This is a genomic window from Exiguobacterium sp. s125, assembly GCF_018618605.1.
Taxonomy (GTDB): Bacteria; Bacillota; Bacilli; order Exiguobacteriales; family Exiguobacteriaceae; genus Exiguobacterium_A; species Exiguobacterium_A oxidotolerans.
In genome coordinates, this window is sequence record NZ_JACSMI010000001.1 from 971317 (window position 1) to 989927 (window position 18611).

Annotated in this window: 15 protein-coding genes; 9 read left to right on the forward strand and 6 right to left on the reverse strand. The window is 46.9% G+C overall.

Annotated features, from left to right (window positions below):
* Positions 1-232: 232 nt before the first annotated feature.
* Positions 233-487, reverse strand: coding sequence for an RNA polymerase sigma factor (locus tag KNQ05_RS04745; RefSeq protein ID WP_088837231.1), 255 nt, complete (start codon positions 485-487; stop codon positions 233-235).
* Positions 488-643: 156 nt separating this feature from the next.
* Between KNQ05_RS04745 and KNQ05_RS04750 the strand changes: the two genes are divergently transcribed.
* The 4 genes from KNQ05_RS04750 (at position 644) to egtD (ending at position 5453) form a co-directional block, all read left to right on the forward strand.
* Entirely contained in the window at positions 644-1183 is a 540-nt protein-coding gene (locus KNQ05_RS04750) for a GNAT family N-acetyltransferase (protein ID WP_214765056.1), read from the forward strand.
* Between the two features lie 921 nt (positions 1184-2104).
* Positions 2105-3088: a GMP reductase gene (gene guaC, locus KNQ05_RS04755; protein ID WP_088837229.1), complete on the forward strand. Its 984-nt coding sequence runs from the start codon at positions 2105-2107 to the stop codon at positions 3086-3088.
* Positions 3089-3220: 132 nt separating this feature from the next.
* Positions 3221-4489 (forward strand): ergothioneine biosynthesis protein EgtB, encoded by a 1269-nt coding sequence (egtB, locus tag KNQ05_RS04760; protein WP_214765052.1) that lies wholly within the window; start codon positions 3221-3223, stop codon positions 4487-4489.
* Between the two features lies 1 nt (position 4490).
* Entirely contained in the window at positions 4491-5453 is a 963-nt protein-coding gene (egtD, locus tag KNQ05_RS04765; protein ID WP_088837227.1) for an L-histidine N(alpha)-methyltransferase, read from the forward strand.
* Between the two features lie 182 nt (positions 5454-5635).
* On the opposite strand, the gene KNQ05_RS04770 is transcribed toward egtD, so the two are convergent.
* Together KNQ05_RS04770 and KNQ05_RS04775 are read right to left on the reverse strand one after the other, a co-directional pair.
* Positions 5636-5974 (reverse strand): hypothetical protein, encoded by a 339-nt coding sequence (locus KNQ05_RS04770; protein ID WP_088837226.1) that lies wholly within the window; start codon positions 5972-5974, stop codon positions 5636-5638.
* A 25-nt stretch (positions 5975-5999) separates the two neighbouring features.
* A complete protein-coding gene (locus tag KNQ05_RS04775; protein WP_214804485.1) occupies positions 6000-7109 on the reverse strand; it encodes an NAD(P)/FAD-dependent oxidoreductase in 1110 nt (369 codons plus the stop codon).
* Between the two features lie 272 nt (positions 7110-7381).
* On the opposite strand from KNQ05_RS04775, the gene KNQ05_RS04780 reads away from it, so the two are divergent.
* Both KNQ05_RS04780 and corA read left to right on the forward strand, forming a co-directional pair.
* Positions 7382-7930 carry a hypothetical protein gene (locus tag KNQ05_RS04780; protein WP_214804487.1) on the forward strand — a complete coding sequence of 183 codons (549 nt, stop codon included), beginning with the start codon at positions 7382-7384 and terminating at the stop codon, positions 7928-7930.
* A 110-nt stretch (positions 7931-8040) separates the two neighbouring features.
* Entirely contained in the window at positions 8041-8997 is a 957-nt protein-coding gene (gene corA, locus KNQ05_RS04785; protein ID WP_088838498.1) for a magnesium/cobalt transporter CorA, read from the forward strand.
* Positions 8998-9148: 151 nt separating this feature from the next.
* Here the strand turns inward: corA and KNQ05_RS04790 are convergent, their stop codons facing one another.
* Positions 9149-12742 carry a dynamin family protein gene (locus tag KNQ05_RS04790; protein ID WP_214804489.1) on the reverse strand — a complete coding sequence of 1198 codons (3594 nt, stop codon included), beginning with the start codon at positions 12740-12742 and terminating at the stop codon, positions 9149-9151.
* A gap of 130 nt (positions 12743-12872) precedes the next feature.
* On the reverse strand, positions 12873-14324 hold the full coding sequence (locus KNQ05_RS04795) for an NAD(P)H-binding protein (protein ID WP_088837222.1): 1452 nt from the start codon (positions 14322-14324) through the stop codon (positions 12873-12875).
* Between the two features lie 185 nt (positions 14325-14509).
* Between KNQ05_RS04795 and KNQ05_RS04800 the strand changes: the two genes are divergently transcribed.
* The 3 genes from KNQ05_RS04800 to KNQ05_RS04810 all read left to right on the forward strand — a co-directional run bounded on the left by KNQ05_RS04800 (position 14510) and on the right by KNQ05_RS04810 (position 18028).
* Positions 14510-14890 carry a hypothetical protein gene (locus tag KNQ05_RS04800; RefSeq protein WP_029330360.1) on the forward strand — a complete coding sequence of 127 codons (381 nt, stop codon included), beginning with the start codon at positions 14510-14512 and terminating at the stop codon, positions 14888-14890.
* Positions 14891-15127: 237 nt separating this feature from the next.
* Positions 15128-16495 (forward strand): phenylacetate--CoA ligase family protein, encoded by a 1368-nt coding sequence (locus KNQ05_RS04805; RefSeq protein WP_214765039.1) that lies wholly within the window; start codon positions 15128-15130, stop codon positions 16493-16495.
* A gap of 180 nt (positions 16496-16675) precedes the next feature.
* Complete coding sequence (locus KNQ05_RS04810; RefSeq protein WP_214804491.1) at positions 16676-18028, forward strand: phenylacetate--CoA ligase family protein; 1353 nt, start codon at positions 16676-16678, stop codon at positions 18026-18028.
* Positions 18029-18077: 49 nt separating this feature from the next.
* On the opposite strand, the gene KNQ05_RS04815 is transcribed toward KNQ05_RS04810, so the two are convergent.
* Positions 18078-18530, reverse strand: coding sequence for a GNAT family N-acetyltransferase (locus tag KNQ05_RS04815; RefSeq protein ID WP_214805056.1), 453 nt, complete (start codon positions 18528-18530; stop codon positions 18078-18080).
* Positions 18531-18611 lie beyond the last annotated feature (81 nt).

An 18611-nucleotide genomic window follows, 5' to 3' on the forward strand; every position in this document is an offset into this window, starting at 1 on the left:
CACTGATTATTACTACCGTGATCAATTTCATCGAGTTAAAGCGTAAACTTTGTATCTCCACCGAACAACAATAATTACTTAATAATATAGCATGCCTTCGAAAAAAAAGGAAGGAATAAACAGAAATAATCGTTAACTTTTGTTAAAAAACTTGAAATGACTTCAGATGTACTTAAATTTTAAAGGGTTCGGCGTCGACCTAACGAATAAAAGTGGCAAGGTCTGTTTGTAATCAATGGACAGGCTGATGAGGGTGTCGGACGTGCTTAATTGCTGCCATGACATAACCGTGAATGGAAGCATGCCGGCGTGGCTCCGTCCAAACGGCTTTAAAAATATGTGTCAACGTCCGTTGAATCCGTGTTTCATCCGTTGTCACGCGTCTAAGTAGAAGGTAAAGAGAAGTTTCATACCGATCGTAAAGTAACTCGAGGGCATGACTATTTTTTAATTCGATTTGTTCGAATAGTTCTTGGTCTGTCTTCATGCTCTCCTCCTTAATGTCATGTCGTTAAATGATTGTCATTGAATTGTCATCTGTTCTGCTTAGGTTGTTTTCCCCAAGACATAATAATCAAACGTTTAAACTGTTTAACTTCAAGATATTTATAGGGCGTGTTACTTAAAAAGGAGCTGTTTAAGGATGAGTCGTGTTTTTATTAGACCTTATATAGAAGAAGATGCATTAGAATTGCTGGAACTGAACGTACGAAACCGGGGGCACTTTGAATTTTGGATGCCACTTAAGCCGAAAGAAGATCAATATTCACTTGGAGCCCACCAAGAACGGATTCGTCAAACATTACAAAAGATGCAAGATGATCGTTACTATGCGTTTGGTGTTTTCCTGAAGGAGAACAATGCATTAATCGGCGAAGTATCTGCTTCGTTCATTGAACGGTTTCCGGCTGAAACATGTATGATCGGCTATCAACTTGATCGAAATTACAATGGTCAAGGATTGATGGCTGAAGCGGTCAGTCAAGCAGTTGCACTGCTCTTTGACAAGTATGCATTTCATCGGTTACGAGCGGAAGTGATGCCTGAGAACATTGGATCGAGCCGTGTTCTCGAAAAAGTAGGCTTTCGAAGAGAGGGACTTGCTAGGAAAAGTCTATATATTAATGGAAACTGGGAAGACTTCACGATGTTCGCACTATTAAAAGAAGAATTTTTAGTGTGAGGAGAAAATGATTGTTGTCGATGTCGACGTAGTATAGTGCATGGTGCAAAAAACTAAAACGCCATTACTTTTTAGTCTTTTGTCGTCGCGATCATCCGCGGGTACAATCGAATAAGGTGAACCTTCTGTGTATGCAGTCATTCGCACATTATATGAAGAAACTGGATTATTCATTCGACTAACACGCCTGATTGGCTGTTTTAATGGTGAATCGCTTGAATGGACGTACTTTCATTTTGAAGAACGACTATCATTCGCTAGACTGTAGACAACGTGCTATCGGGAGATACAGCGTCTTTTTTCGTTGCTTTCCTCGGACGAGGCGCGCCATTGCTCCTTGGATCCTAGCGGACGACGAGCAGGGTCTTGCCTGCCTCTGAAAGTGCGTTAAAAACGTACTTTGCCCCGTAGGAGTCAACGAAACATGACGATTTTCAGGCAATACCGTGACAGAAATCCAGTCATGCAGACAGTTTAGAGCGCAATCCGTCTCGAATCGCTTTAGACCGTGAAAAGCAATCGGTCGCGACCCTTCAGCTTTGCTGTAGCGGCGCGATCAGTTGCCGCTTTGAAGACGAGGCGAGACAGGGAAGCGCGAACGGATTGCCTCTCGTTATAGCCTGTTCACGCTTCATAAGATTTTGTCTACACGCTCATTCGCGTTGCATGATCTAACATCGATTTTCATCCGAAATTCAAAATTAAGATATTTTGACTGGTGAAAAGACTGATTAGAGCGATTAAGACATAAAATCGAATGAAAAAACGAACGATAACTCATTTATAAGATAAAAACATTTGTTTTTAGATGACAAATTACTCTAAATCCTTTGACATGACATTCTGCATTCGATATAGTGTTCAAGTACGAACGATTATAAACGATAGTTTAAAAAATATTCGTTATTTGGAGTGTTGAAAATGGATGTAGTATTTGATTATGAAGATATTCAATTGATTCCCGCAAAGTCAATCGTTGGCAGTCGATCTGAGTGTGATACGACGGTCGAGTTTGGTGGAAGACGATTCAAACTGCCGGTCGTCCCGGCGAACATGCAAACCATCATCGATGAATCGATTGCGACGTACTTAGCCGAAAATGGTTATTTCTATATTATGCATCGCTTTGAACCAGAAAAACGGCGGACGTTCGTTGAGACGATGCAAGCAAAAAACTTAATCGCGTCGATTAGTGTCGGCGTCAAGATCGAAGAATACGTGTTCATCGAAGAACTCGCACAGGCAGGGCTCGTGCCGGAGTATATTACGATTGACATCGCGCATGGTCATTCAGACGCAGTCATTCAAATGATTCAGCACATTAAACGATTTTTACCGAACAGTTTCGTCATCGCTGGAAATGTCGGAACGCCGGAAGCTGTCCGTGAACTTGAGAATGCAGGTGCGGATGCGACGAAAGTCGGAATCGGACCCGGGAAAGTCTGCATCACGAAGATTAAAACAGGATTCGGAACAGGCGGTTGGCAACTGGCAGCACTTCGCTGGTGCGCTAAAGCTGCGAGCAAGCCGATCATCGCGGATGGAGGAATTCGGACACACGGTGATATTGCGAAATCCGTCCGTTTTGGTGCGACGATGGTCATGATCGGTTCATTGTTTGCCGGGCACGAAGAATCGCCTGGTGAAACGCATGAAGTCGATGGTGTCCGCGTCAAAGAATACTTTGGTTCGGCATCAGAGTTCCAAAAAGGTGAAAAAAAGAACGTCGAGGGGAAAAAGATGTTTGTTGAGCATAAAGGGAGCTTAGCCGATACATTGACGGAGATGGAGCAAGATTTGCAATCGTCGATCTCGTACGCCGGAGGAAATAAACTGCAAGCGATTCGGACGGTCGACTATGTCGTCGTCAAGAACTCAATCTTTAATGGGGATAAAGTATTTTAAGGCAATTAAAAGTAGAAAAAGCAGACGGTCTTGACGACGTCTGCTTTTTTTTTGCATACTTCCCATAAAAACAGGGTAATAGTTAAATGGTTATTTTTTCAGAAAATTACATTAAAAGGGGTGGCATAGCATATGAACACAGAAACGACAACGTACTTAATCGAAAAGTTTACGCGAGTCCGTGATAAGACAATTGAATTGATTGATCCACTTGAACCGGAAGATTTCGTAATCCAAGCAAGTGCTGATGTAAGTCCGGCTAAATGGCATATCGCGCATACGACATGGTTTTTCGAACGGATGATTTTACAGGAATACGATGCAGCGTATCAAGTGTTTAATCCACAGTTCAATTATCTGTTCAATTCGTATTACAACTCAATCGGTCCGTATCAACCGCGCCATCAAAGAGGTGTCTTGTCGCGGCCGACTGTAAGTGAAATCATCGCCTACCGCTCGTACGTCGATGCGGCAATCGATACGTTCTTGAGACAAGATCGCGACGCGGCGAGTCAAAAGAAAATTGAAGGTTTGATTGAGATGGGATTACAACATGAACAGCAACATCAGGAACTTATTTTGATGGATATGAAATTTAACTTGTTCGTCAATCCCTTGTTACCGGCCTATCAAAATAAAGCGGTCGTGCCGACTGCTGAAACCAATGTCAGTCCTGCTTACAAAACATTCGATGGAGGATTGATTGAAATCGGCCATGATGGGACCGGCTTTGCGTTTGACAACGAAAGTCCTGTCCATAAAGTATGGTTGAATCCATTTGAACTGGCAACTGCGCCCGTGACGAACGGGGAATACTTAGCTTTCATCGAAGCTGGGGGTTATGAGACGTCTGAATATTGGCTTTCTGACGGGTACCAAGTCATCAAGCAACTCGGCTGGAAAGCACCGCTCTACTGGATGAAGGATGAGTCGGGGGACTGGTCTGTCTTCACATTAAGTGGTGTCGAACCACTCGCACTCGACGAACCGGTTTGTCACGTCAGCTTTTATGAGGCGGATGCTTATAGTCGCTGGAAAGGAAAACGTCTCCCGACGGAAGCGGAGTGGGAGCATGCGGCAAAAACGGTCGCAAGACAAGGGAACATGATGGGACGAGGAACGTATCATCCGGCATCGGTTGTACGGGCCGAGCACGAATTGACAGGAATGTTTGGTGACGTTTGGGAATGGACGGCCAGTGCCTATTCATCATACCCGGGCAGTCGACCGCTTGAAGGAGCACTAGGTGAATACAATGCAAAGTTCATGTCTAACCAGATGGTGTTACGGGGTGGCGCGTGTGTGACGCCGGACGATCACATCCGTGAGACGTACCGTAATTTCTTCCCGCCGGATAAACGGTGGCAATTCAGTGGGTTCCGTTTGGCAGGTGACCTGTAAGATGAGTCAGCAGGTAAAAAGCTTTGATTTATATACGACGCAGCAAAATATGTTAGAAGAAGTCATAGCTGGTTTATCGAAACCGGCTAAAACGCTTCACGCCAAGTATTTTTACGATCAAACGGGGTCGGAACTGTTCGAGCAGATTACGCAACAACCGGAATATTATCCGACGCGCACTGAACTCGAGATTTTGACGACGCACCAAACGACGATTGCAGATAAGATTGGTCCTGTCCATACATTGATTGAGTATGGGAGTGGCAGTAGTCGGAAAATCAAAAGTCTGCTCAGTTCGCTGCACGGGTTGGAAGAATATGTCCCAATCGATATCTCGAAGGACTATTTACTACAGTCGGCGGCGGAGTTGTCTAAAGATTATCCAAATCTCTCGATTAAAGCGGTTTGTGGCGACTATTCGACACCGATCACACTACCGGTCGACCGCGCACTGAAAAAAGTTATCTTCTTCCCGGGATCGACGATTGGTAACTTTGATCCGGCGGAGGCGATGGAGTTCTTGCGCCATTCATCTCATTTACTCGAAGTGGGAGACGGCTTTTTAATCGGTGTCGATACGAAAAAAAATCCGGACATTCTTCATCGGGCGTATAACGATATGGCCGGCGTCACGGAAGCGTTCAACTTAAACATCCTGACCCACATCAATCGTGTCTTAGATGGAACATTTGATCAAACAAGGTTTGAGCATGTAGCATTTTATAATGAGGCGCAAGGTCGAATCGAGATGCACATCCGCAGTCGGATTGACCAGATCGTACAAATCAACGGTCAGCCGTTTACGTTCCAGGAAGGTGAAACGATTCATACAGAAAATTCTTACAAATATAGCATCGAAGAATTTCAGCAGTTGGCAGGTAAAAGTGGCTTTCGGGCCGTCACTTACTGGACGGACGCCAATCATCACTTCAGCGTCCATTACCTTGAGAAGACGAACGGCTAACGCGATCATGACGATGGAAGAAAGGCTGGCACACCGCTAACTGACGATAAAATAGAAGGGATTGCCATCTTAAAGTTGATGGGCGATCCCTTCTATTTGCGTGTAGATAAAGTTGCATTGGATTTTCCGCTTGAAACTGTTTAACCGAAAAGACGCGGCATGCAGAACTATCAGGCGAAGTCTCAGCTGACGCGACTTCCGTCCGGAATTGGATGTTCCGGACATACGAGGACGGGCATCAGTTGATCGAGCGGACCGAGTTCAAGGATACGACCTGTGAAACCGGCGCGTACGCCCTCGACGTTCAGGATCGCGATGGCTTGTTTCCCTAAAATTTCTTCATAGTCGAACCGGGTTTCGACCCAGTCGAGTAAAAAAGAGTGATCGTGTCCATCGAAGTCGACCGTCACGTTGAGAAGGTGTGTTTCATTCTCGTCACGGATGAGAGAACGAATCGTCCCGACACGAATATCTAACGCGGTAAAGGTTTCGACGGGTACAAATGGTTTAATCGGATCCATGGGTCATCTCCTATCGTCAAACAAATTAGTTGTGATAAGTCGGAACGTAATCACTTAACGGAATCTCGATCGGTTGATTTAACGCCAGTTCTGCGAGCTCGCGTCCGAGATAAGGGCCGATCGTCAATCCGGATGCACCGAGGCCGTTCGCGATGAAAACGTTCGGGTGAGCATCGAGTGAGGCGATGACCGGTAACGAATTACTCGTGTAGGGACGTAGACCAACCCGCATTTCATAGATGTTCGTTTCTTCGAGTCGTGGTGCGACAGGGAGGGCACGCGTTAAGAGCGCATGCATCCCTTTGACGGTCGGTTGTAAGTTGTAATCAAGTTGTTTTTCATGGGTCGAACCTAAAGCAAGGCGACCATCTTCCGTCGACACGAGATAGAGTCCACGTTGCCCCATGATGACGGGCCAATGTTTCGTTTTCATTTCCTCTAAATCAAGATGAAGGATTTGTCCTTTTTCCGTCCGGATATCGAGTTCGAGCTTGAGCGGACGTAACAATTCATTGATCCAGACCCCAGCCGTCAAAATCACGTGCTTCGCGTAATGCGGTTGTCCATCGATTGAAATACCTTTCACTTGTCCTGTTTCGATGAGTAATTCAGCATCCGCATCAATAACGGTCGCCCCGTAATGGATTGCCGCCCGCTCGAGTGCGCCACGCAAGGCACGACCATCGACGCGAGCCCCGCCGGAGACGAACAACGCGTCTTCGACAGTATCGATCAATGGAAATAGAGATTTGACCTGAGAAGCGTCGAGTCGTTCGATGCGTCCGATGCCTGGGGCTTCCGGGAATCGATTTTCAGCAATCGTATTCATCTTCTCGATTTTTGATGATTCATGTAGCGCGATCGTGCCCACTTTTCGGTACCCGGTCGCGGTTTCGCCAAGCGCTTCCAGTTCTTCGATTAACGTATCGTAATAGTGAGCGCCATTATTTGCTAAGCGGTACCAGGCTTTATTGCGACGTTGTGTCATCCAGGGGCAGATGATGCCGGCTGCTGCATCGGTTGCGCGTCCGCTCTCTTTTCGGTCAATCAAAAGCACGGTCGCCCCTTGTTTTGATAGGTGATAGGCTGTCGAAGCACCGAGAATACCGGCGCCGACGATGATGTGTGTGTACATGTCAATTCAACTCTTTTCTAATGACGGTCTTTCTTTAGTCTAAAGAAAAAAGGGCAAAGCGACAAATCTAAATTCAAATGTGTCATTGAAGTGTGGGGAATGATGGGAAATCGAATCTTTTTTTCGGAATATTTCGTATACTTTACATACGGACGCGTATAATTGCAAAATAGACGATTAGAAACCGTCCAATCAGGAAAGATACCCTTATAGGCATCACGTCCCGACATCAATGGCTTAGCACTCAGTCACTTTTGAAGGAGGGGAAGGCAATGAACATTAGTCAAACCATCGTACGCAAACGCTACACGGACCACACTTTGTTTTATTCCGCCATCCTGATCTGGAAGTTGCTCTTCTTCTTACCCTTATTGATGTTCATGAATAGTGGCTCCGACAATGTATTCCAACTTTATTTCGTACCGTACTTGACCGTGATCATTTTGTTCCGGGTCATGACATATTACGCGACGTATAAAGCTTCCTTCATGGAGATGACGGAGATGGGGCTGTCTGTTTTCCTCATCATCGCCGATCTTTATATCATCGCGCTCTTCCAAATCCCGCTTCCATTCGGAATGATCATCATGTTATTGTCGATTCTCCACTTTAGCGCCGCATTTAGCCGTTTTCGTTGGTTTCGGCGCCGTATGTGGTTGAACCGCCATCTTGAAATACTCAATTACTTGACGGATCATGGTGAAACGCCGATCAAGATTGCTGTCGTCTCGGAAGATGAGATGCTCGTGACAACGAAAAGTGGGAAAGAATTCACATATCGCCAAGTCTATTGGAGTGGCTTTTATTTTGAACGCGGGTGAACGATTAAGGACTGTGTTGCTAATTGGCGCAAGTCCTTTTTTTGATGATGGCTATTTAAGGTCGGTTTTGCCATACTAAAGTGAGAAAATAGCAAGGAAGGTGTTCATTGGTGATTCGTGCCCTCATTGTCACACAGGACAATCATGTTTTCGTCGATACGAATCTCGATCGCTTAACGCGGTCGGACATTAAGTGGTATTTCGTTGATTTCGACCAACCGACAGAACAGGAGAAACAGTTACTCGTCTCCTCGTTTACGTTTCATCCGCTCGCGATAGAAGATTGTTTTCAATACTTACAGCGACCGAAACTCGAATATTATGACGGCTACAGTTTTTTTGTATTGCATGCGGTTGAAGAACCTTCGTTAAAAGGGAAAGAAATCAATCTATTTGCGAGTGAACAATACGTCATTTCGTATCATGAGCAGGCGTCACGGGAAGTGGACTTCGTGTTTCGGGCATTTCAAAAATTGACAGGGCATGAAGAACATCTAACGGTCGAAGTTGTCCATAAAATCATGGATAAAATCGTCGACGGGTATTTCCCGATCGTTCATAACCTGGAAGACCGCATTTTTTCACTCGAAGGTCGATATGAACAAGCAGGCAATGACAAACAAATCATGGAAGATATCTTTGACATCCGCTCAGACTTGCTTGAACTCGCACGGACGGTCTTACCGATGCGGGATTTACTGTATCGGGTCATCGAATCGAAACGACTGGCGATTCATCCGAACAAACAAGCATTTTTCCGTGACATCTACGACCATTTGCTGAAGTTAAACGACATGATTGAATACAATCGGGCGATGACGTCGGAATTCCGGGAAAACTTCATATCTTTGAACTCCTACCGCATGAATAACATCATGAAAACGTTGACGATCTTTACGACGATTTTCATGCCGTTGACGTTCATCGCCGGCATCTACGGGATGAACTTTCAATATATGCCCGAGCTGACGGTCCGCTATGGTTACTTCATTACGCTTGGCGTGATGGTGCTCGTCGCAATCGGGATGACGGTTTATTTTATCCGAAATCACTGGTTTGAAGAGTAGGCGTGAGAAATCGTTGTTCCTTTCCCGCCGCTCATACAAAAAAACGCCGATGTTTCCGTTTTACACACGGGGGACAGCGGCGTTTTCCATTGTATAGTCTTCTCATTCATGACAGATACCTGAACAAATCTTAAAGCGTCAGCCCACTGTTTTAGTGAACCGACTGCTCAAATACGTCATGCAGTTCCGCTTGGGCACCCTTGAATGAGTCCAGTGGATGCGCATCCGTCAAAGTCGAACGTTCCGTCTCAATTTGGCTCAATAATGTCTCTGTCCATTCGGCATAGAGTGTCGCGAAGACCTCGTCGAGATGTTGCTCCGTTAGATGACGAAGGCGCGACTCTTCGCCTTCGAGATAACTAACGGCATCCGGTTTCGTCAACGCGACCAGCGCGTCTTTTAAGTGCTCCTTCTCGTTCCGTTCGAAGAAAGCCTTTGCGTTCCGGAAGTAGCTTTTGACGGAACGGTATTTCGTGTCATCTTGGAACGGACCGCTGAACGTCATTGGAGGTAGCGTTGGCGGATCGAGTGGTGATAGTTGGAACGACGGGTTCAGTTTCGCAGCATACATCGCCTCTTCGTCAAGACGCTTTGCGATGGCACGTTGGACCCAGCTATCGATCCGGAAATGGGTGACACGTAATTCTTGTTCAAAATCATACCGCAAAAATCCGAGTAATTCGATGAGTGCTTGTTGCAAAGCGACTGCTTTCGTCGCGTTCGCAAACCGGACCGGATGATAGGCTTCCTTGAAAAAGTCTGGGAAGCGGTAATAGATGCGTTGATTGACGTGATGTAACAATTCATGAATCTCAGCAAATAGCTCATGGTGAACGAGTTCGACCCGACCGTTCGAGAAGTGTGCCGTGATCTCTTGTTCGAGCGCATCGAGTTCCGTCAATCGGGCATCTTTTCTGGCGATGTTCCGTTCTGTCTGATCAATCAATTGATTAAGGCGGTAAATTGTCTTGTCCGTCTCTTCCGTCAAGGATTGAAGCGCGAGCCCTTTCAAATCATGGTTCAAGAAGCGATGGAAGGCTTGTTCGAACGAATCGATGCCGGATTGTTCATCAATCCCTTGTTGTTTCTCGGCAAGGGCGTTGAGGCTCGAGACGCCGAACAGGCGTGGTGCACGGATGCCGAACCGTTTTAGTTCCGTGCCGACATAGTGTAGGACATCTTGCTGTTCCGCTGTCGAAGTTGCGAGATCAATCGCATTGACGACGAAAAACATTTTGTCGAGCTCGAATGCATCCTTAACCCGGCCGAGTTGAATCAAAAATTCACGATCGGCTCGGGCGAAGGCGTGATTGTAGTAGGTGACGAACAGAATCGCATCCGCATTTTTAATGTATTCAAATGCGACGTCCGTATGCCGGGCATTGATGGAATCGGCACCCGGTGTATCGACGAGCGTGATTCCGAGACGTGTCAACGGGCTGTCGAAATACAGGTCGATTACATCGACGAAACAACTGAGGTGTTCCTGTGCGACATACTCCTCGAATGCCGATTGATCGACTGTCTGTTCTGTACCGATGAAAGGTTCGACCGTCGGATATCCTTTTAGGAACGCGCGTAAGAAAGAGGCATCGTTCAAGTCGCTTGTCGTCCGTTCGCGCAACCATGTGACGACGGCAGTGACTGACGGCATCGTTGCGTCAAACGTTTGCAGGGCTTCGTTCAAGTCGTTGAGAAGGTCAGTCTCCGATTTAAACCGGATCGTTGCGGTCCCGTGGACATGCGTCGCCGTGACCGGTTTAATCCGATTGATGGATGCCGTCGTCGGGTTCGGTGAGACCGGTAGGACACGATGACCGAGCAAAGCATTACAAAACGAAGATTTGCCGGCGCTGAAAGCACCGAATAAGGCAATCGTAAAGTCGCTTGTCGTCACGCGCGCAAGCTTTTGTTGCAAATACTTCGTAGCGTCCTCGAACCCGCGAACACCGGAGAGAATGGTCTGGATTTGCTGCATCTCTTCTAATGTATAACGGGATGGGACAGCTTGAAGCGTTTCTTCATGCGTAGTCTCCATCTCTTGTGTCACGACTGGATTGATCCCTGTAAACGTCTCAATGTCGAGCGTCGCCTGCGTAAGCTGCGTACGCCACTGTTCTAGTTGCTCACGTGCCGCTGTCATATCGTCAGTGGTCGGTTCGTTCGCTCGTGCGAGGTAGCTTATTAACACCTGTTCCGCATTCTTGAACGTTGTCATCACGTCACATTTTTGTTCGAGCGTTTCAAATTCAGCTTGAAGCGTCGCTTTCGCAGGAATGTTTTCATGCGTCAACTCCTGGCGGACCGCTTCTCGCCAATGGTTCGTTTCCTTGACGTACCAAGCACTGACCGATGCAACGACCCGATTCGTGAATTGCAAGACCGATTCCCCGGTAATCGTGATGCCGTCTTGAAGTGCTTCCTCAATGACGGCTAACGGTGGATCAAGTGGGAGTTGATCGATTCGTAACGAGTGCTCGTCAGACAGCAAATCAATTTCCGCTAGCGATTGTTTCATAAGTTTTCGAAGGTGAAGCGCAATTTCAGAAGCAGTGACAGACTGGAGAGCGCGCAGGACATCGTCAGCGATGACTTGTTGCGCCGCCTGTGTTTTTTTAGCGCTCCGGAACAATCCGACCTTGAATGCAGGTTGCCGAGATTCGAGGAACGTTTTCATCTTTTCGCGCAATTCAAACGGCATCAGCGTCGCATTGCGAAGTAAACTTTCCCGGTGTGCCGAAAAACGGCTGCTCCATTGTTCAGGAGCAAACAGGGTCAATTGATGTTTGACTTGTGCATGCCGGTCAAACACACGCTCCGCTTCTGCGCGTTCGGTCGCCGAGACCGTATCCCGCATGGCGTCAGATGCTTCTTCAATCATGTCTTCTAAATAGTTGATGTGTTCCTGGTGTAAGACCTCGAGCGTCGTTTGAGCGGATTCGATCAATTTCGGCTGGGCGTCACGAATACTTTGGTCGACCAATCGCTTGACGGCAGAAAAGTCGTTCCCCGCGAATTCCGGCTCACGCAGGCTCGTGAAGAAAATGCCTTTCGGCTGAACACCATGCTCAGTAAACGATTTTTCGACGGATCGTTTAAAGGCATCGAATGACAGCTCGGATGTTTGGTGTTTGTCGATTTGATTGACGATTAAATAGAGTTCAGGAACAGAAGCGAGCAAGTCTTTTGTGACGCTGAAGTTCAGTTCAGATTGGACATGATTATAGTCCATGACATAAAAGATTAAGTCGGCGACATGTAACGCCGATTCAGTCGAAATCCGGTGGGCGTCATCAACGGAGTCGACGCCTGGCGTATCCATCAGGACGAGACCAGGTGGTAAAGTGGATGTCGCATGGGTGATGTCGATTTGTTGGACGGTGCCGTCACGGCCGAAATGGCGTAAGTGTTGCAAATCATCTTCCGAGGCTAGACGGACTGCTTTTCGATCATGGAAGGAAACAATCGCTTCGTCGGTCTCGCCTTGACGAAGCGTGACGATATTTGCACTCGTCGGAATGGGACTCGTCGGGAGAATGGATTCGCCCGTCAAGGCATTGATCATACTGGATTTACCGGCAGAAAAATGACCGGCGAAGGCAATCGTATAGTCGCGTCGTAATAACTTCTTTGAAAATGTATCTAATTTATCGAGTCGGAGCTGATCGCGTGAAGGTTGAATCAGTGTCGCGAGAAGCGCCGTCGCTTCCAGGTGGTTCGTCAATCGTTCTTCAAATGAGCGCATGCAAATTGTAACCCCTTTCTTACAGTCAATTGTAAGTGTATCATGTTTATTTTGCTTTCGTCATCTTACGGTTGCACACGAAAAAAGAGGCGCTCACGAATCGTGAGAAGCCTCTAAAAACAGTGCTGATTCAGTTCGGTTCCGGAACGATCATGTCTGATTCGTCGGGCTGTTCTTCTGTCGTCTGCATCAAGCGTAGCAGGTGCAGTTTAAAGAGATACATGACGATGAGATGGACATTCGCCTGGGTCGTTTTATAGAGCAACCATGGTAATGCGGGAACATATTCATGAATCGCGATGATACACTCTTGCGAACCCGGGATTTGCCGGAACTCGATGCGTCCATTGCTATCTTCTTTAACTTGAGCAAACAAGCCGCCCGTAATTCGGTACGTTGCCTGTTGATCGTCTTCGAATGGTTCTTTCGTCAGTTCAAGCAACGGGGCGTCAAGCAACGGAACATGAATCCGAACGACTGTTTCTTCCGCTGTCTTCGATGTAAGAAAAGGTTTCGCGAACGTCGATAACCAATCGACATAATTGTCGGCAGCCCAGTTCGCGTTCCGGTCGTCTGGAAGACGGACACGTTGGACGGACCGGACATCAAGCGTTTGTGATTTCTGGTGCGATGAAGAGCTTCCTGATTTTTTTGATTTCGACTCTTCTTCTTCTTCTTCCATCGCCATCCGTACGGATTGCTCGAATGAAATTTTTCCGTCACTGATGCCCTCGACCATCTTGTCGGGATCCGCCACCATCTCATGGACCATACTTTCGACGAGCGGATAAACGGTTTCTTTCGGTTCTCCAGAGATGAGTGTCACCCAAAGCCGCGACAATTTGACGGTCATCAACGGTAAGTCGAAGGTCGGTTGTTTTTTGTCCATTACTTCCGCCGTCTTCAAAATCATTTCCTTGTACGTCATCGCTTCCGGACCGCCGATATCGATGGCACGATCCTTGAGGTCCTCGCGGTCGACGCTAGATCCGAGCGCATGAATGACGTCCGGTAGCGCGACGGGATGTGTTTTGTTACGCGTCCAGCGCGGGAGAAGCATGACGGGAAGTCGTTTGACGAGTTTTGACAGAATCGGGAACGAAGACCCTTTCGGACCGACGATGAGCGCAGCGCGGATCGTCGTGACCGGTGTACCGTATGCACCGAGGACGCGCTCGACCTCAAGGCGACTTTTAAGATGACGTGATAAATTTTCCGTCTCGTCCGGAATGATGCCACTTAAGTAAACAATCTGCTGGATGCCGTTTGCTTTTGCAGCGCGTGCGTAATTGTCGGCTAAAATCAAGTCCATGTCTTCAAATGAGCCTTGCGTCAACTTTGCTGACGGCATCATCGAGTGGACGAGGTAGATTGCGATGTCTGCTCCTTTTAATCCGGCTGTCGTATCCGCTAACGAAAAAAGGTCACACGAACGCCATTCGACATTCGCTTCATCTTCCTTATCGTCACCATTGCGTGACAAGGCAATGACGTCGTACTTTTTCTTCAACTCATTTAGTAGGTTATGTCCGATATAGCCTGTCGCACCGGCAAGTGCCAGGCGTTTACGTGGTTGCGTCATGTCAATTCCTCCTCATTAGCTGCTTACTACAAAGATTTACCCAAACGACCTGCGATTTAATCAAACGAATGTTATAGTTAAAAACAAATGCTTCATCTTTTTAAAACAGGGAAAACAAATAAAGAAGATTTGCGCACTGTTTTGGAGGGATGGACAGTATCATTTTTTAGGGGAGGGAGACGGATATGAATGCTGTCTGTTTTTTGGACGAACGTCATCATACACGTTACCAAATGATATTGAAGCGATTGAATGCACGAAACCGTAAAAAGTATTCTTTTCAATCAATCTTATTTTTAGCGACGGGTAATCTAGCGCTTATGCAATTGTTCAGTGACTATTTTTTTCCGGAGACGGGTGAATTTTTTTACCAAGAATTATTAGCGGAACCTGTCGAAGATTTAACCGTCGATGTCGAACGTCAATTACTCGTTCAGTTGTATAACGGCAGGACGACATTGACGATCATGGAGATCATCGATCAGTTAGATGAAACGGAGTTAGAGCTCGTCCTCGGAGCCATCCAAATCCGGTCATTCGGAAATCAAAACATGCAAGTACACTAAAGAAGGTAGCCGTTGTCAGATGGACTTCGGTTATCTTTTTTTGTCATTTCAAGGACCGTTAACTTACATTTGTGAACTGAAGTTATTAATGTAAAACAGCATCTAAATAAAAGCTAAGCTTATGCCTTAAGATTTGGTTGTCTAGCGGCAGGACTGGAAATAAGATGTAAGTAACAGGGAAGGTGTGGCGACTGCTGACAGGTCGCGCGTCGAATGATGAGGAAGGGGAGTGAACATATGCAACTCAAAGAATCGATTTATTTCCATTCACCGATTTTCATTCAGAATATCCTAACGACGCTTTACGGACGGGTCTTGTACCAGGAACGTTACGGGTCCGCCTACCGTAATCGGTTAGAAGAATTGAAGCGGAAAGAACGGCAATCGATTGATCCCGAGCAGGAGCAATTATCCCGCCTGAATCAGTTTTTACTGTTTTGTCAGGCCTATAGCCCGTACTACAAAGAGTTGTTCGATAAGAAGCGGATTGAGCTTCCGCTTGCGCAGTTGTCAGAGTTAAAACAAATTCCCTTGCTCGATAAGGAGACGCTACGGACAAGGAATGCCGACGTCCATGCGCGGATTCATGCGCCGATTCTTGGAAAGACGGGCGGGACGACCGGGAAATCGATCCAAGTCCATTATACGAGAGAGGACATGCAAATCCGCATGGCGCACCTCGACTATTTCAAATGGACGCATGGAATTGAACAGGGAATGCGCCGGGCGAGTTTTACGGGACAGACATTAGCGGCAGAACAACAAAAGTCACCCGTCTATTGGCGGATGAATAAGGCGATCAATCAAATGCTTTTTTCAATTAAGAATATTAACCCGTTGACAATTCCCGCTTACATCGAACAATTGAACCGATTTAATCCAGTGTCGATTGATGGTTTACCGTCGGGAATGATTGAAGTTGCACGATACGCCAAAAAACATGCTGTCGACTGTACATTCCGTCCGAAGGCGATTTTTCCGACGGCTGAAATGTTGACACGGGACGAACGTGCTTTAATCGAGGAAGTATTTCATGCACCGATCTTTGATCAGTACGCCTCCTCGGAAGGGGCACCGATTGTCGCCGAATGCCGCTACGGTAAAAAACATCTCCATTATGAGATGGGTATCATCGAAGTCGAAGCAGACGGTCAAATTCTCGTGACGAGTTTTGATACACATGGTACGCCCCTTGTCCGTTACCGGATTGGTGACCGGATGACGCTTAGTCACGAGACGTGTCCATGTGGGCATGGTGGTCCGATCATCGCATCGATTGACGGACGCGGACGAAGTTATATCCAGTTGAAAAATGGGCATCGAATCTTTGAAGGGGAACTCGCTGGAATCGTGCGGCGGTTCCCGAATTGTATCGAACGAGTCCAGTACATCCAAGAAGAAGCGGATGAAGTTGTGATGTTGTACGTACCGGACGAACGTTGGTTTAAACAAGAGCATGAAAAGGAGTTATACTTCGTGTTAGAGCGTTTGTTCGGTGGACAAATGGATGTCCTTTTAAAAGCGGTTCCGGAAATTCCGAAAGAAATCAGTGGGAAGACGTTGTTGATTAAACAATTGATTCCAGACAACGAACGAGCCAATTGATTGGACTAGCCGAAATCAGAGCTAGTCTTTTTTTTTGTATAAAACTTCAAGAGGAAACTGTTGAATGGGAGTTTTTATCATGTTCCTGTCAGAAATGCCGGGTAAAAACAACCTATCAAGAAATCGTGCAGAAGGGCTCGACGCATCGTGGTGAATCGTTATCAGAAAGGACGTGTAAGGATGGGAATCAAGGAACAGGTTTATATGCACGCACCAATCTTCTTACAAAACGGATTGACGACACTTCATGGGTATCACTTGCAACGGGAGCGGTACGGTGCGTTTTATCAAGAGCGCTTTCAGGAACTGATTGCAAAAGAGCACCAAACAATTGATGTGGCGGCAGATCAGCTAAGACGGCTGAATGCTTTTTTGGCGTTTTGTGTGATGCACAGTGACTATTACCAAGAGCTTTTTAAGCGGCACGGCGTCACCTTACCCTTGACGGATCTCAATCAATTAAAACAAATTCCTGTGTTACGAAAAGATACGTTACGGCACCAAATCGAACGAATTCGCACCGATGTCGCAGCCCCGATTCTTGGAAAAACGGGTGGGACGACGGGACAATCGATTCAAGTCCACTATACGAAAGCAGACATGCAGCGGCGGATGGCACATTTAGATTATTTTAAATATACGCACGGCGTCAAAAAAGGGATGCGGCGGATTAGTTTCACGGCGCAAGTGTTGGTTGCTGAACACCAACAAACACCGGTCTATTGGCGGATGAACCGGGCGTTGAATCAATTACTGTTTACGGTCAAAAAGATTAATCCGGCGACGATGACGGCGTATTTGGCAGCAATCAATACGTTTCAACCGGACTCGATCGATGGTCTGCCATCGGCGATGATTGAACTGGCACGGCACGCGAAACGCAGCGGCATGGAGATGACGTGTCGTCCGCTGGCGATTTTCCCGACGGCTGAGATGATGACGGAAGCGGAGCGTCAATTACTGGAGGGCGTGTTCCATGCGCCCGTCTTCGATCAGTATGCCTCGTCGGAAGGGGCACCAATCATCTCCGAGTGTCGGCTCGGTCAAAAACATTTGCATCATGAGATGGGCATCGTCGAACTCGACACCGATGGCGAGGTCCTCGTCACGAGTTTTGATACACACGGGACCCCGCTCGTCCGTTACCGGGTCGGCGACCGGATGACGATCAGCGGCAAGACGTGTTCCTGTGGTCACAAGGGACCGGTCATCGATTCGATTGACGGCCGCGGGAAAAGTTATCTTGTCCGACCGGACGGACAAAAAGTGTTCGAGGGACAGCTCGCGAGTGTCGTCAAAGTGTTGCCGAACAGTGTCGAACGGATTCAGTATGTCCAAAAAAATAACCGGGAAATCATCTTGTTATACATTGCGGATGCCGCACGTTTTTCAACAAACGATGAAAAACAACTCGGTCATTATTTGAAGCGGCTACTCGGAAGTGACATGCTGATTTCGCTGCAGGCGGTCAGTGAGATTCCGCGTGAACGTAGCGGGAAGACGTTACTGATTAAGCAGATGCTGACTGGGTGAATGCATTTGAGCTACCTCCACCTCTAAGCGAAGTATAGGTGGAGGTGTTTCAAATGTCTTGAGACAACCGAATCATGTCTGTGCACCGGATACCGTTTTCTACAATCTCCTCTTCGTAGTGCCTCAAGAAGAAATTCAAGTCGACTCCGACGATCCGAAATCCACATTTTTGATAAAGCGCCAACTGACCGATGCTTGAGTTTCCTGTTCCGATTTCGATGGTTGTATAGTCCATCGCTTGTGCAGTTTGGATGGCATGTCTTAAAAGACGTTTTCCTATGCCGTTACCTTGATGTCTCGCCTCTACTGCAAGATTTACAATTTCAATCGTTTGCGGTCTTGTCGGGAGAAGCACATACACGCCAATCCGTTGATTCCTAGATTCAGCTATGAAACATCGACCGCTCTTCAAGTATTCATCAACTATTTTCTGAGAAGGGTCTGCTGATAACAAAAGTTCCATCGGAGGGTTCTCATGAACGGACAGTTGACGGATGTTCATATTCATAGACGGATACTCCTCGCGGACTAATTTTGACGTGCTTCCTTTTTTTAATTCCTTTAAATTCACTGAGCTGACATG